General features: G+C 57.5%; 19 protein-coding genes and 1 other RNA gene. 10 read left to right on the top strand and 10 right to left on the bottom strand.

Features of this window, described 5'->3' with window-relative positions:
- Positions 1–61 precede the first annotated feature (61 nt).
- A complete protein-coding gene (locus AC0V60_RS08590) occupies positions 62–331 on the top strand; it encodes a hypothetical protein (RefSeq protein WP_486178062.1) in 270 nt (89 codons plus the stop codon).
- A gap of 22 nt (positions 332–353) precedes the next feature.
- On the opposite strand, the gene AC0V60_RS08595 is transcribed toward AC0V60_RS08590, so the two are convergent.
- The 3 genes from AC0V60_RS08595 to mscL all read right to left on the bottom strand — a co-directional run bounded on the left by AC0V60_RS08595 (position 354) and on the right by mscL (position 1,813).
- Positions 354–818: a GNAT family N-acetyltransferase gene (locus AC0V60_RS08595; protein ID WP_486178063.1), complete on the bottom strand. Its 465-nt coding sequence runs from the start codon at positions 816–818 to the stop codon at positions 354–356.
- Positions 819–988: 170 nt separating this feature from the next.
- Positions 989–1,334, bottom strand: a transfer-messenger RNA (tmRNA) gene (gene ssrA / locus AC0V60_RS08600).
- A gap of 38 nt (positions 1,335–1,372) precedes the next feature.
- Positions 1,373–1,813 (bottom strand): large conductance mechanosensitive channel protein MscL, encoded by a 441-nt coding sequence (gene mscL / locus AC0V60_RS08605; protein ID WP_486178064.1) that lies wholly within the window; start codon positions 1,811–1,813, stop codon positions 1,373–1,375.
- A gap of 180 nt (positions 1,814–1,993) precedes the next feature.
- On the opposite strand from mscL, the gene AC0V60_RS08610 reads away from it, so the two are divergent.
- The 6 genes from AC0V60_RS08610 to AC0V60_RS08635 are packed head-to-tail and all read left to right on the top strand — an operon-like array spanning position 1,994 to position 6,094.
- Complete coding sequence (locus tag AC0V60_RS08610) at positions 1,994–2,608, top strand: LemA family protein (RefSeq protein WP_486178065.1); 615 nt, start codon at positions 1,994–1,996, stop codon at positions 2,606–2,608.
- A gap of 2 nt (positions 2,609–2,610) precedes the next feature.
- Positions 2,611–3,147, top strand: coding sequence for a TPM domain-containing protein (locus AC0V60_RS08615; RefSeq protein ID WP_486178066.1), 537 nt, complete (start codon positions 2,611–2,613; stop codon positions 3,145–3,147).
- Positions 3,144–4,028 (top strand): TPM domain-containing protein, encoded by an 885-nt coding sequence (locus AC0V60_RS08620; protein WP_486178067.1) that lies wholly within the window; start codon positions 3,144–3,146, stop codon positions 4,026–4,028. The genes AC0V60_RS08615 and AC0V60_RS08620 overlap by 4 nt, the downstream gene beginning before the upstream one ends.
- Before the next feature lie 3 nt (positions 4,029–4,031).
- The gene (locus AC0V60_RS08625; protein WP_486178068.1) at positions 4,032–4,706 is read left to right on the top strand and encodes a TPM domain-containing protein; all 675 of its coding nucleotides are present in this window, start codon (positions 4,032–4,034) and stop codon (positions 4,704–4,706) included.
- 13 nt (positions 4,707–4,719) lie between these two features.
- A complete protein-coding gene (locus AC0V60_RS08630) occupies positions 4,720–5,295 on the top strand; it encodes an NUDIX hydrolase (RefSeq protein ID WP_486178069.1) in 576 nt (191 codons plus the stop codon).
- 16 nt (positions 5,296–5,311) lie between these two features.
- Positions 5,312–6,094 carry an SDR family oxidoreductase gene (locus tag AC0V60_RS08635; protein ID WP_486178070.1) on the top strand — a complete coding sequence of 261 codons (783 nt, stop codon included), beginning with the start codon at positions 5,312–5,314 and terminating at the stop codon, positions 6,092–6,094.
- Between the two features lie 25 nt (positions 6,095–6,119).
- On the opposite strand, the gene AC0V60_RS08640 is transcribed toward AC0V60_RS08635, so the two are convergent.
- From AC0V60_RS08640 to AC0V60_RS08660, 5 genes are all read right to left on the bottom strand, one after another.
- Positions 6,120–6,497: a hypothetical protein gene (locus AC0V60_RS08640; RefSeq protein ID WP_486178071.1), complete on the bottom strand. Its 378-nt coding sequence runs from the start codon at positions 6,495–6,497 to the stop codon at positions 6,120–6,122.
- 279 nt (positions 6,498–6,776) lie between these two features.
- Positions 6,777–6,989, bottom strand: a complete 213-nt coding sequence (locus AC0V60_RS08645) for a PspC domain-containing protein (RefSeq protein WP_486178072.1) — start codon at positions 6,987–6,989, stop codon at positions 6,777–6,779.
- A complete protein-coding gene (locus tag AC0V60_RS08650; protein ID WP_486178073.1) occupies positions 6,986–7,147 on the bottom strand; it encodes a hypothetical protein in 162 nt (53 codons plus the stop codon). Before AC0V60_RS08650 ends, AC0V60_RS08645 begins: the two co-directional genes overlap by 4 nt.
- 45 nt (positions 7,148–7,192) lie before the next feature.
- A complete protein-coding gene (locus AC0V60_RS08655; protein ID WP_486178074.1) occupies positions 7,193–7,303 on the bottom strand; it encodes an enoyl-CoA hydratase in 111 nt (36 codons plus the stop codon).
- Positions 7,304–7,344: 41 nt separating this feature from the next.
- Positions 7,345–7,455: an enoyl-CoA hydratase gene (locus tag AC0V60_RS08660; RefSeq protein ID WP_486178075.1), complete on the bottom strand. Its 111-nt coding sequence runs from the start codon at positions 7,453–7,455 to the stop codon at positions 7,345–7,347.
- 258 nt (positions 7,456–7,713) lie between these two features.
- On the opposite strand from AC0V60_RS08660, the gene recF reads away from it, so the two are divergent.
- The gene (gene recF / locus AC0V60_RS08665) at positions 7,714–8,814 is read left to right on the top strand and encodes a DNA replication/repair protein RecF (protein WP_486178076.1); all 1,101 of its coding nucleotides are present in this window, start codon (positions 7,714–7,716) and stop codon (positions 8,812–8,814) included.
- On the opposite strand, the gene AC0V60_RS08670 is transcribed toward recF, so the two are convergent.
- Positions 8,811–9,557, bottom strand: coding sequence for an arylesterase (locus AC0V60_RS08670; protein WP_486178077.1), 747 nt, complete (start codon positions 9,555–9,557; stop codon positions 8,811–8,813). The two genes, recF and AC0V60_RS08670, sit on opposite strands and share 4 nt — an antisense overlap.
- A gap of 64 nt (positions 9,558–9,621) precedes the next feature.
- Between AC0V60_RS08670 and AC0V60_RS08675 the strand changes: the two genes are divergently transcribed.
- Together AC0V60_RS08675 and AC0V60_RS08680 are read left to right on the top strand one after the other, a co-directional pair.
- Positions 9,622–10,374, top strand: a complete 753-nt coding sequence (locus AC0V60_RS08675) for an ABC transporter ATP-binding protein (protein WP_486178078.1) — start codon at positions 9,622–9,624, stop codon at positions 10,372–10,374.
- A complete protein-coding gene (locus AC0V60_RS08680; RefSeq protein ID WP_486178079.1) occupies positions 10,371–12,944 on the top strand; it encodes an ABC transporter permease in 2,574 nt (857 codons plus the stop codon). Before AC0V60_RS08675 ends, AC0V60_RS08680 begins: the two co-directional genes overlap by 4 nt.
- A gap of 32 nt (positions 12,945–12,976) precedes the next feature.
- Here AC0V60_RS08680 and AC0V60_RS08685 read toward each other — a convergent pair whose 3' ends face one another.
- Positions 12,977–13,456 (bottom strand): DUF805 domain-containing protein, encoded by a 480-nt coding sequence (locus tag AC0V60_RS08685; RefSeq protein ID WP_486178080.1) that lies wholly within the window; start codon positions 13,454–13,456, stop codon positions 12,977–12,979.
- Positions 13,457–13,608 lie beyond the last annotated feature (152 nt).

Here is a 13,608-nt window from a genome sequence, read left to right on the forward strand (position 1 = left end):
GCCGCAGTAAGCCGTAGTTGGCACGCTGTTTGCTCTGATACTCACGGACCAAGGAGTCAGTATGCTGCGCAAGATCGGGCGACTTTTTATAATCAAGAACCGCTTTGAAGCGTTCGCGATTATCTATGCTCTGGCGCTGGGTGCAACGAACCGCGGTCTGGTCTACCTTGAAACCTTCCCGCCCTATTGGGGCGAAGCGCTGTTTCTGGCGGCATGCTGCGCAGTCATGATGGGCGGCGCGGCGATTTTGGATTCGCTTAAGGCGAAGAAAGAGCTCGAGGAAACGAGGGCGCAATTGGCAAATTACCAAGGGAGCGGGGCGCAGAACTAGGCCGCGCCCCGACGATTCCAGATTAAAGAACTTTCCGGAAGATGACTTTGTCATCACCCTCACCATAATACCCGCGAATGCAGGCTTCTCGCTCGTAACCAAGCATGTCGTAAAACCCTCTTGTGCGCTTGAAATCGGCAGTACCCGACGTCTCAACCAAGAGGATGCGCACGCCTTCGCGGCCAAGTTCCCTTTCGATAAATCGCATCAATTGCGATCCAAGATTCTGGCCCTGTACGGCTGGATCGACGGCAATCATCATCACATTCCAAGTGCCATCGGTAAGTGGCTCAGGAACATAGTATGCCGCCGCGTTAACCTGGCCATTGTCGCTTACGATCCACCGGTGTGCAAACGCATCTCCGGCGAAATGTCCTGAAGTCATCTCGGGTAGCATTTCCGAGGGAAACATCTCGTTGACATCAACTAGATATGCGACACGTTTGAGGTCAGCCCGCTTAAGCGGACGAATTGATTTATCGGTCAATTTTTGAACTTTCTTTGAATTCGATATACAGAATACCGCTCAGGAAATCCTCCCTCACGGCTCAATCTCAATTGCCGACCTTGCATAAGGTCAGCTTTATCAGGCAATCGTATTCAAAAATTCTCCGGCGTTAAGTGGGGGTTTCTGTTGCTAGCTACCCCCGGAGCCCCGGAATCCGCTTCTGTTGCCCGGTGGGTCCAACCGCGCTTTAGCTTTGTAAGATCAGGCCGTTAGGCCGTCAGATTACGCTGCGATTGCGAGTGCTTCGTTATCGTTTGCACTTATGAGTTGTGAACAGTTTTACGGGGTTTTCAGCCCGGGCAAAAACTACGCTTTTCAGTCCACGTCGATCCTAGTTCGGCCCCGTCAAAAGTGGCTCAAAAAGAGCAGCTTATGGTGGAGCCGCCGGGTACTGCCCCCGGGTCCGTTGTACCTATTGCACGCAGCAATTTATCGCCATAGCCCGCAAAAAACGGGCAGGACCTATATAGGCCCCGCCCGCTTAATGTGAAGTGACTAATCCACTCCCGCTCGCGGGAGGGGGATATGAAGCGTTACTTCTTAAGCGCGTCGCGGATTTCGATTAGCAAGTCGATTTCGCTTGGACCCGCTGGCTCTTCGGCTGCTGCTTCGGCATCTTTCTTCTCGCTCGCCTCTTTGATTTTGTTGGCATAGCGAACCAACAGGAAGATGATGAAAGCAAGGATGATGAAGTTGATGATCGTTGTGATCAACGCGCCGTAACCGATCATTGCTGCGCCTGCTTCTTTCAAAGCGGCATAGTCGGTCATCGAGCCCTCATAGCCTTCTGGTGCGGAAAGCAGGATAAACTGCGAGGAGAAATCGGCGCCGCCAAAGACATAACCGACAACAGGCATAATGACATCACCGGTAAGCGATGCAACGATAGTGCCAAAGGCGCCTGCGATAATAACCGCGACGGCCAGCTCCATAACATTGCCTTTGGCGATAAATTCCTTGAATTCGTTTAGCATAGTGATCCCCAATTTTGTTGTTGTTTGAAACGCTTCTTACAGCTCAAAACGCTCTTGCCAAGCGTGCGATACATAGCTTTGCACGCCTTGAATCGCAGGGTGCGGTGCCCTATATCGGCAACACACACGGTTTTCGCTGCGATTGGGGGATCAACTCACGCAGCCTTAAGGAGGAAATCCATGAATCTTCGCAATTTCGGCCCCAGGATCGCAAAGGGCATTGTTGTCGCTGCCGTCTCATTGACTCTGGCTGCGTGCGGCATCAACTCGGTCCCCACAGCTGAGGAAGAAGCCAAAGCCAAATGGGCCGATGTAGAAGCGCAGTTCCAACGCCGCGCCAACCTCATCCCGAACCTTGCCGAAGTCGCTCAAGGGGCGGCGGAGAACGAGCGCGGTATCCTTACCGAAGTGACCGAAGCGCGCGCGCGGGCAACCTCAATCAATGTGACCGCCGATGACCTTGGCGACACAGCGAAGATGGAAGAATTTGCCGCTGCCCAAGGTCAATTGGGTCAAGGGCTCGGGCGTTTGCTCGCAAGCTTTGAAGCCTATCCGACGATCCAATCGAACCAGAACTTCCTTGCGCTGCAAAGCCAGTTGGAAGGGACAGAAAACCGGATCGCCGTTGCTCTTCGCGATTACAACGAAGCGGTCCGCAAATATAACACGACGATCCGCACCTTCCCTGACACAATTGGTGCAAACATCATCCACGGCGCAGAACCTCTCGCGCCGTATAGCGCTGTGACCGAGGGCGCAGAAGCAGCGCCAACGCTTGATCTGACTTCGGACTAAGCATGCGTATTGGAGGGGCGCTCATCGGTATTGCCGCGCTGGCCCTTGTCGGCTGCTCGACGAAAGCTGAAAGCGACCCAACCAACCAGAACGAACGCGCTTCTGCCCCGGCGCTCGAATTGACGGGGCGCGTTGTGGACGCGGCGGACATTCTGTCTCCCGGTTTTGAGACCGCCCTCGCCGATAAACTTGAAGAGCTTGAAGAAAGGACGCTTGTGCAACTTGTGGTGGCAACCACCCCCAACCTGAATGGCTACTCGATTGAGGATTACTCCCTCAATCTTGCGAAAACGTGGGGCCTTGGAAGCGCCGAGCGGAACGACGGCTTGTTGCTCTTGATTGCGCCAAACGAGCGCCGAGTGCGCATCGAGGTTGGTTACGGGCTTGAAGACAGCGTCAAGGATGAGGAAGCTGGGCAGATCATCCGCGAGGCTATTTTTCCAAGTTTCAGAAATAGCAACTTCGAAGCCGGGGTGGACGCAGGTGTCGATCGCCTCATCGATGAAGTCACACCCTACGAACAGAAGAAAGCTGCATGAAGCATCTCGCGCTCCTCTTTGCCGCTCTGGCCGCTCTCATCGCATCGCCCGTATACGCCCAGCCGGAGTTCCCGGCGCTTACCGGGCGCGTTGTAGACACAGCTGACATCATCCCTGCCGATGTAGAGGCGCAGTTGACCGCCAAGCTTGAGGCGCTGGAGACCCAGTCTCAGCGGCAGTTGGTGGTCGTCACAGTTCCTGATCTGCAAGGGTATGACGAACAGACATTTACCTATCAGCTCGGCCGCGAATGGGGGATTGGCGACGCGGAGCGCAATGATGGTGCGATCCTTCTGGTCGCGCCGGAAGAGCGCCGCGTTAGGATCGAAGCTGGCTATGGCCTCGAAGGCTACCTCACCGATGCGCTATCCTCGGTCATCATCCAGAACGAAATTCTGCCGCGCTTTCGCGATGAAGATATGCCCGGCGGGATCGTGGCAGGAACCGACGCGATCATTGCGCAATTGGTGCTCCCACCCGATGAAGCTGCGCGAGTGGCCCAAGAAGCGACCGAGACACGCTCAAGCGACGGAGGCTTCCCCTTCGGCTTTCTCATCTGGATCGGCTTCATGTTCTTCTTCTTCGTGCTCCCCATTGTCCGGGGAAGCCGCAGAAGGCGCAAATACCGCTCGAAGGGTAAGGGCCCCTGGAACAAACGACGCGGCAAACGCGACAAATATGACGACGATGATGACGACGACGGTTTCGGCGGCGCGGTTGGCAACATTATCCTTTGGGAAATCGGTTCAGCTATCGCGCGCGGCGCTATGAGCGGCGGCGGTGGTGGCGGCTCCGGCTGGGGCGGAGGCGGCGGTTTTGGCGGCGGTTTCTCCGGTGGTGGCGGCTCATTTGGGGGCGGCGGCGCCTCAGGAGGCTGGTGAAACATGGCCTATTTGAACGAAGCCCAACACAAAATTGTCTCTGCGGCTGTTAAGGAGGCGGAGCTCACCACGTCTGGCGAAATCGTGACTGTTTTGGCGGATCGCTCCGATGGCTATACCGATGTGGCGCTATGGTGGGCCTTAGGCCTCAGCTTTACCGCGATGAGCCTTTTTGCCTTTATCCCCGCCCCGTTCCTTGATCTTTGGGATGCTCTGATTGGCGGGTGGAGCCATGAATGGACCACGGGTGAGCTGGCGAGCATGACCATCGGTCTGGGCCTGCTGACGTTTCTCATAGCATTGGGCGCGCAGCAATGGCAGCCCTTGAAGTTCTTCCTCATTCCCAGCCCCGTCAAAGCCGCGCGGGCTCATGAACAGGCGATCAAGCACTTCAAAGTCGGCGCAGAACGCCGCACCGCGGGCGCAACTGGCGTGCTCATCTACCTCTCGATGCGCGAACACCGCGCTGAAATCGTCGCGGATGACAGCATTGCTGAGAAGGTAAACGCAGAAGTCTGGGGCGAGGCCATGGGCGACATGATCGTGCGCATCCGCGAAGGTCAGGTTGCCGAGGGCATGGCCGCAGGCGTGCGCGATGTTGGCTTTGTCCTCGCCGAGCACTTCCCTCGCGGAGACAATGACGAAAACGAGTTGCCGGATCGCTTGATTGAGGTCTAAGCCTCTCGCTCATATGAGCCATTCCAATTACACCAAAAACGCAGATGCCGACCTGCCAGAGCAAACTCGGTGGGAGGGCAAGTTCATCGTCGCCAAAACGCGCGGCCGGTGGGAATATGTCGGGCGCTCTCGCGGCATCAGAGCCGCTGCCATCATCGCAATTGACGAGGATACCGACGGCACACGCCATGTGATCCTGGTCAGCCAGTACCGCGTGCCTCTGGGCCGTTTCTGCCTCGAAATTCCCGCTGGGTTAGTCGGAGACGATGACGGCGGCGAAGACGAGCTTGCCTCTGACGCTGCCTCACGTGAGCTCGAGGAAGAAACCGGCTACAAAGCCGAGAGGATGGAAGTGCTGGGCGAGTTTTACTCATCCCCCGGCATGGTCTCCGAATGCTTTACCCTGTTGCGAGCGACTGGCCTAACAAAAGTCAGTGAGGGCGGCGGATTACAAGGTGAGAATATCACCGTACACCGCGTCGCTTTGAGCGAACTGCCTGATTTCGTGGCCGAATGGCGCGAGGCGGGCCACGGCGTGGACGTGCGCATAGCGATGCTAATGACACCAGAATATCTGGGGTCAGAATAATTGGGAGAGAATTCACATGACTAAACGCTGCGAAGGCAAATTGGCCCTCGTCACCGGCGGCGCACAGGGCCTTGGCCGAGCGCATTGCATCCGTTTGGCACAAGAGGGCGCGCGCGTCCTTGCGACCGATATCAACGGCGAAGGTGCTGCGGAAACGGCCGAAATCGTCAACGCCGAAATGGGCGCTGGCACTGCGTTTAGCATTCAGCACGACGTCACCGACCCCGCCGCGTGGGAAGCTGCGGTGGACGCAGCGCGCGACCAGATGGGCGGCCTCAATGTGCTCGTCAACAACGCTGGCATCGGCGTTCCCGGCAATATCGAAGAGTGCGATTTTGGCGATTGGCAGCGGTGCTTTTCGGTCAATGTCGATAGCATTTTCCACGGCTGTCAAAAGGCCCTGCCCCTGATGCGCGAGCATGCGCCGGGCTCGATCGTGAACATCTCCAGCATCGCAGGCCTGATCGCGAGCGACACCATGCCAGCTTACAATGCGTCCAAATCGGCGGTGTGGATGCTATCCAAATCCATCGCCCTTCACTGTGCGAAAAAGAACATGCAGATCCGTTGTAATTCGGTGCACCCGACCTTCGTGGATACGCCGATCTTGGATGGGACAGCCAAATCAGCGCAGCTCGACAAAGCCGTGCTGATGGACAAACTCGCGCGGCAGATCCCGCTGAAGTTCGTCGGCGAACCCAATGATATCGCCAATGCCGTGGTTTATCTCGCGAGCGATGAAAGCCGCTTTATGACCGGCGCTGAGATCAAGCTGGATGGCGGGATTTCGGCGATGTGATCACTGCGGACACATTGGAGTGGTACTAAAAAGCGGTCTCGCCAGCCACTGTCAGATCGTCTGCAGATTGGAGAGCAATCTGGGTTTGATAGTAGTATTTTTCAGAGCGCTGACCATCGGCGAAAAACCAGATCTTGGTTTTCTTGGCTGTCCCGCGAACCGCGATAGCTTTGCTTGAAAGAGTGCCCACTACCGGCCCGCCAAGTCGCGCAGAAAGAGCACGCTCGACCGCGGGGGTAAGCGCAACCGTCAGGTTTCGCGGGTCGCGGTAGTCTTCATGTGAATTGAGAAACAATCGGCCATTTTGCCGTCCGGTCTCACGCACGACCATTTCAAAAACGCCCCTGGTGCCCTCCTCCGACTGCGCGGCGTTGAAGACAGCTTGCTCTGGAGAAATACGCAAGGTTGAAGCCTGTTGGGCGGGTGCGGCACAAGACGCGGCACAAAGGCTGAATGCGAACCCTGTTGCGATGGTCGGTAGCGACTTCAATTGCTTCTCCCTTGTTGCGAGAACCTAATATTGGGCGAGGGTATGACCATCGGTCAATAGTTCATTGGAGCGAGCAGCTTCCTTCTCTAGAGATCATGGACAAACAAAAGGGGCCCTCGTGAGGCCCCTTTACCGGTTTTCTCAAATTTTTGCCGGAGACCGTTGGCGGTGATGAAAACCGGCCAGCGTGGCTTAGTCTGCGATCAGCGCGATTGCGAGGTAGATCAGGATCGGGAAACCGACGCCTAGAATAACCGCGCCGACAAATCCGATGCGCCAAATGAGGGCATCAACACCGGACCAATTGGCAAGGCCTGAGCAGACGCCGAACAGCTTGCCGCTCTGCTTGTCGAGGCGGAATCCGCTGCTTGGCGGACGGCTGTTGTTTTGGGTCAAATTGCTCATGCGAGAACTCCAGTGGTCAAAAGTACAGTGCCGGGTGTGGCGGTTCCTTGGGCGGGAATGATGGCCCCTGCCATCAATATCACGGTGATGATGAGCGCTCCAGTGCCTGCAATGACGCGGGCCGCTTTCGTGCTGGAAAGGTCAAAGAAAGAGTACATTATCCTATCCTGTTGGTGGGAAGTGTGAGTTTGCAATCAATCGGCTCAGGCGATGACGGGTGAGCCAGGAACGATTGCGTAGGCGAAGACACCGGCAGTCACGACAACTGAGAATCCAGCTGCGAAGAAGCGGTTGGCGGTTTCATTGGCGAACATGGTTTTGGTCCTTTCGAATTGGGTTAAATAAGCGCCTGAAATTAAGCGATACCAGGGGTTGCTGGGACGATGGCGTAAGCGAACATTGCGGCTGATACGACGACTGAGAGAGCAGCAGCGAAAAAGCGGTTTGCGGTGTTAGTGGCAGTCATTGTTGGTCTCCTAAAATCAAGTCTCGGTATGTTTTCCCGGCGCGTTTTCGTTCTTGGCCGGGGGACACCAAAGACTTTGCAGAAGGCGTGCCAAACTTGAAAAATGGCGGATTTCTGCGGTTGACGCTCTGTTACGAACTTATCCTTTTGTTCATCATTCCGAAAGGTTGGGATTTTTCCCCAATAGTTGGTAATGTTGATTTCAGCAGTTTCAAAGGCTGTGCTTTCGCTCCGCCCCTGCTAGGCGAATGGACGACCATGGCGCTTGCAAAGATCACCCTCCAAAACTTCCGCAATCATGCCGCGAGCGAGCTGAGCGATACTGCGCATTTCAACTTGCTTGTGGGAGAGAACGGTGCGGGCAAGACCAATGTGCTTGAAGCGATCTCGCTGCTTTCCCCGGGCCGGGGCCTAAGGCGTGCAAATCTTGCCGACTTTGCGCTTAGGCAAACTGGCGACGCACAGCCCGGCGCTTTTGCCATTGGTGCAAGCCTGATCGAGCAAGGCCAAACGAGCGCACGTATCGGCACCTATACTGAGGCAGAGCGCCCCACCCGGCGTCTGGTTCGCATCAATGGAGCGGAGGCAAAGTCGTCCTCTTTAAGCGAGTGGCACGCGGTCTCATGGCTTACCCCTTCGATGGATGGCCTGTTTACTGACAGTGCGGGCGCGCGGCGGCGATTTGTGGACCGGATGGCGCTGGCGATTGAGCCGGGGCACGCAAAGGCGGTGAACCAGCTGGAGACGGCGATGCGTGAACGCAACCGCCTGCTCGAAGATCGCGGCGATGCTCGCTGGCTCGATGCGGTTGAGGCCCAAGCCGCGCAGCATGGAAGCATGGCCGCGCAGACGCGTGCGGCATTGGTGGCGCGATTGTCAGATGAACTCTCCGCCCTCCCCGTAGAACCTTTTGCGCGGCCGATCCTGACTTACCGCCCCGGCGGCCCCGTAACGCCAGAAGAGCTGCTTGCCGAGTTCGCGCGCAATCGCCCACGCGACCGCGCCGCTGGCCGCGCGCTCACTGGACCGCACCGTGATGAGCTGGAAGTGGTGATGGCGCAAAAGGATCGCTCCCCCGGCCCTCCCGCTGCGTCTTGCTCGACCGGCGAGCAAAAGGCGATGCTCATCGCAATTACCCTTGCTCACGGTGTTCTTGCAGCCACGGGAAGGCCTAGCGTGCTATTATTGGACGAAGTTGCAGCGCACCTTGATCCCGTGCGGCGCACCGCCTTGTTTGAGCGCCTGCGCGCAGGCAAAGCGCAAATCTGGATGACCGGAACCGAGCTTGCCCCGTTTGCCGATATCCAAGAAGAGGCGGCAATCTGGCGGGTTAGCGGCGGATCGCTCGAAAGGCTCTAGCTCTCGTCAGACGGCAGCGCCGCCACCACTTCATCGATGGTTGATGCGACCAACGCCTCAATCCCTTCGGCCGTGGGGTGAATGCGGTCATTTTGGAACAACTGGGGCTCTTGAAATATATCCTCAAGCCAAAACGGGATCAGCTGCGCATCATATTTGGCCGCCATATCAGGATAGATCGCGTCAAAATCGGCAGTAAACTCCGGTCCATAATTGGGCGGACTGCGCATTCCCATTAAAAGGACAGGGATATCCGCATCTGAAACCACCGTGAGCATCGCATCGAAATTGGCCCGCGTTTGCTCTGGCGAGAGGCCGCGCAAGAGATCATTTCCGCCAAGTTCGAGGATGAAAAGATCGGGCTTTTCCTTCTGGGCCTTTAGCACAAAATCGAGCCGGTCTAGCCCTGCAGCGCTGGTGTCGCCGGGAACCCCAGCGTCAATCACCCGTGCATTAATTCCGCGCGCGCGCATCGCCACTTCAAGCCTTTCGGGATAACCCTCGGGCTCTTTCAAATTGTACCCTGCAAAAAGGCTGTCACCAAAAGCGAGGATGCGCACTTCTTCGCCCATGACGGGGATCGCCTGTTCGCCGGGTTCAAACGCGCCTTGCGCCGTACCAGCGACAGGCTGCTCCACCGGTGCCTCGGACGAAGGCTCTGACCCGCAAGCCGCCAACGAAAGCGCCAAAGCGGAAACCCATGCTAGGTTCGTTCGTACTGTATTTTTCTGCAAGCGTCGCATAGCTTTCGCTGAACCTTTCAATTGGTACTTGTTTGAAACCCATCCCTATCCCATCTGGAACCTCGTGACAAAGCCCTCTTCTGCCTCAGGCACCACCGCCCCAAATGCCGATCTCGCCATCAGTGCGCGCGGCCTCACCTTGACCCTTGGCTCATCCGATGCGCCGGTTGATATCCTCAAGGGCATCGACCTTGATATTGCCAAGGGCGAAGTTGTGGCTTTGCTGGGTCCGTCAGGCTCAGGCAAAAGCTCGCTTATGGCAGTGCTTTCGGGCCTCGAACGCGCCACCGGCGGATCGCTGACCGTGGCAGGCCAAGACTTTGCATCGCTGAACGAAGACGGCCTTGCCGCCGCGCGCCGGGGTAGGATCGGAATTGTGCTGCAAGCCTTCCACCTCCTCCCCACAATGACTGCGACAGAGAACGTAGCGACCCCGATGGAATTGGCAGGCAGCAAAGATGCGAGCCCGCGCGCTCACGCCGAGCTTGAGGCGGTTGGCCTTGGCCACCGGACCGGCCATTATCCGGCACAGCTGTCTGGCGGCGAACAGCAGCGTGTTGCTATCGCAAGAGCCACAGCGCCGCGTCCAACCCTCATTTTTGCAGATGAGCCCACCGGGAACCTCGACGCGTCCACGGGTGAGGAGATTGTTGAGCTCCTTTTCGTAAGGCGCGCCGAAACAGGTGCGACTTTGCTGATCATCACGCATGATGCAGCATTGGCCGAAAAATGCGAGCGCGTGCTCACCATGGCAGACGGTGTGATTGCATCCGACCGCCGCACAGGCGCGCAGCCTGCCGCCGAGGCAGCAGAATGAGCGCACCGGGTACTGCGAGCACTGAGAATGCTCCGAGCCCTCCGGGAGGTCTTGGCTGGGGAGATGCTTGGCACATTGCGCGGCGCGACCTCAATGCGCGGTTTAAGGGTCTCAGGCTCCTTCTGGTCTGCATATTCCTTGGCACAGCGGCGCTTGCCGCGATCGGTACTCTCACCGCCTCAATCGAACGCGAGCTTGAAAGTTCGGGCCGGGAGCTGCTCGGCGGTGACCTGGAGGTTGAGGTTTGGCAACGCGATTTATCGCAGGAAGAGCAATCGTCGCTTGACGAGTATGGCGAGATATCAGGTGGCTACCGCCTGCAAGCCATGGCAAGCACCGATGATGCCGCGGCGCCCGTTGAGCTGAAAGCGGTAGAGAGCAATTGGCCGCTGTTTGGCGAATTCACCCTGGCCGATGGCAGCACGCCCGGCGCGCCCACTGGCAATGACGCCTATCTTGCGCAAGGCGCGCTTGACCGGCTCAATATCGAAGTGGGAGACACATTCCGCCTCGGCACCTCGGATCTGCGCGCAGCAGGCATCATTGCCAATGAGCCTGACCGCTTGTCCGAAGGCTTTCAATTGGGCCCAACCGTGCTTGTGGCAAAACAGGTCCCGCTTGATGGCGGCCTGCTCCAGCCCGGCTCCCTATTTCAAAGCAAATACCGCATTGCATTCACGGATGCAGGCACCGATCCGGAGGGTATTCAAGAAGAGCTCACCGCAGCCTTTCCAAATGCCGGATTTGACTTCCGCACCAGAGACCGCGCATCGCCGGGAGCTGATCGTTTTGTCACTCGGATGAGCGACTTTCTGACGCTTGTGGGACTGGCCGCATTGGTGATTGCGGGCATCGGAATTGCCGGGGGCGTATCCTCATACCTCGATCAGCGGCGCGCTAGCATTGCGACGCTCAAAGTGCTCGGCGCATCATCGCGCGATATTATGCGTATTTACGCGCTTCAAATCGCGGTCGCTGCGGTTGTCGGAAGCGCGCTTGGCCTTGCAGCCGGCGTTCTGGTCACCCCGCTGCTCGGCATGGCTTTGCAAGGGTTATTGCCGATTGAAGGCGGCTTTGTGATTGAGCCTGCACCGCTGCTGTTGGCCGGTGCTTACGGTGTACTGGTTGCCTTTGCGTTTGCCTCTGCGCCGCTTTTGAGGGCGCGCTCATTTCCCGCCATGGCGCTTATGCGCAGCCGGATTGTGCCGCTCTCAAGCGACCGCCGCGCGCTGTTTGCGACCGCAGCGGGTCTTGCGGCGATTTGTATGCTGGCGCTGTTTACCACAGGACAGGCGTGGCTGACTGCAAGCTTTCTTGCAGGGGCAGGCCTTGCTTTGATTGCGCTAGCAGGCTTGGGCCTTGGGCTCCAGCATGTAGCACGGAGATTGCCGCGTCCTTCCAATCCGCTGCTGCGCTCGGCCCTCGCTAATATTCACCGCCCCGGTGCGCCGACAAGCGCTCTCGTCACAGCGCTTGGCTTTGGTCTTGCTGCCTTCGTTCTGCTTGCCGCTATCCAAAGTGCAATTGACGGCAATATCCAATCCCGCGTGCCGCAAGAGGCACCCGACTATTTCGTGATTGACGTCCCGCCTGAAGAGCGGAAGCGGTTCACCTCGCTGATCACCGCTCCTTTTCCCGATGCCACTGTGCGCGCGGTACCAACAATGCGCGGCTCTGTGCTTGCGTTTGGCCCAGAAGGCGCGATGCAGCGCACCGCTGACCTTGAAGAAATCCCAGAGGGAGCATGGGCCCTTAACGGTGAGAGAGGCATCACCTACGCCGACGAACCACCCATGGGTAGCCGCGTTGTCGACGGTGAATGGTGGAACGAGGCAAATGCGGGCGAGAGCCTTGTCTCTATCGACAAAGAATTTGCCGATGCAGCCGGACTTGAGATTGGCGACATGCTGACCATCGGCATTCTTGGGCAGGAACGTGATGTGCGCATTGCCAACACGCGCGAGATCGACTGGGAGAGCATGGGGTTTAACTTCACCATGGTGTTTTCCAGTGGCGCGATTGCCGATGCGCCGCACAAGCTTTCCGCAACGATTGAGCTTCCCGATAACGCCAGCGTCGAAGACCGCGCGCAGCTGTTGCGGACGATGGTGCAGGAATTCCCATCAAGCTCTGTCGTCGAAGTGGGCGAGGTTCTGGTGCAGGCGCGCACAATTCTAGAGCAAGTTGGCCTGGCAACGCTTGCAGCGGCGGCTGTGGCGGTCCTTGCAGGTCTAGCGGTGTTGATGGGAGCCATCGCTGCCGCTCGCGCGGCGCGCACTTATGACACGGTGGTCTTACGGGTTATGGGCGCATCACGAAGGCAAATCCTTGGGCTTCAGCTTGCAGAATATGGCCTGATTGCAGGCGCGCTCGCTCTTGTCGCGCTCGGATTGGGATCAGGCCTCGCTTGGGTGATCATCACCCAATTGTTCGAGTTCGACTGGCTTCCGGATTGGGGCGTGGTGCTCGCCGTCCTTGGAATGGGACTGGCAACGGTGCTCGCATTTGCGCTTGGCGGCTCGCTCCCCCTATTGAGAGCGAAACCCGCTCAGGCGCTGCGCGAACTTTAACGCACATAGACGCCTAAGCGGGCTAGCACCATTTATGCAAAGACGTCCGCGTTGTGAGGGTCTTTGGGGTCTGGACCAAACCGGTTCGGTCCATCCGTGCCGGGGAGGAACATCACGACGATGAAAGCGATGCTCGCAATGATACCGATCAGCGGAATGATGCTGGCCACGATAAAGCCAAGATACCACCAACCGGACATATCACGGTCATGCAGGCGGCGTATCACAACCGCGATACTAGGAATAAATACCGCCAGAATGAACAGTCCATAGAGGCTAATGCCCACGAGTTCCAGCGTGCCTATTCCTGCTAATTGGTCAGGCTCTGAGAAGGGATCGGTTTGAGCCGCAAGCGGATCAGTGGCCGATGCCGCTATAATGTCAAAAAACGCAGGCCCAGCCAGCACGACGCCAACAAGCGTCGTGAATACGACAAACATCCAATATTCCATCCGGCGTGAACGGCCAGAGAAGTCAAAATACCGCTTCAACGGCAAAATCATCCAATGCATAAAATTGATCCCCTCGGTTTAGCGGCGCACAAGCGACCATATGCTGGCCGAATATTCAAGGCATTCGCGCTCTATTCGGGGGAAAAGGCCGTTTGAGTATCCGCGCATGTGGCCAACAAAAAAGACCCCGTGCGATTTCTCACACGGGGTCT

The organism is Erythrobacter sp. S259 (assembly GCF_057364965.1).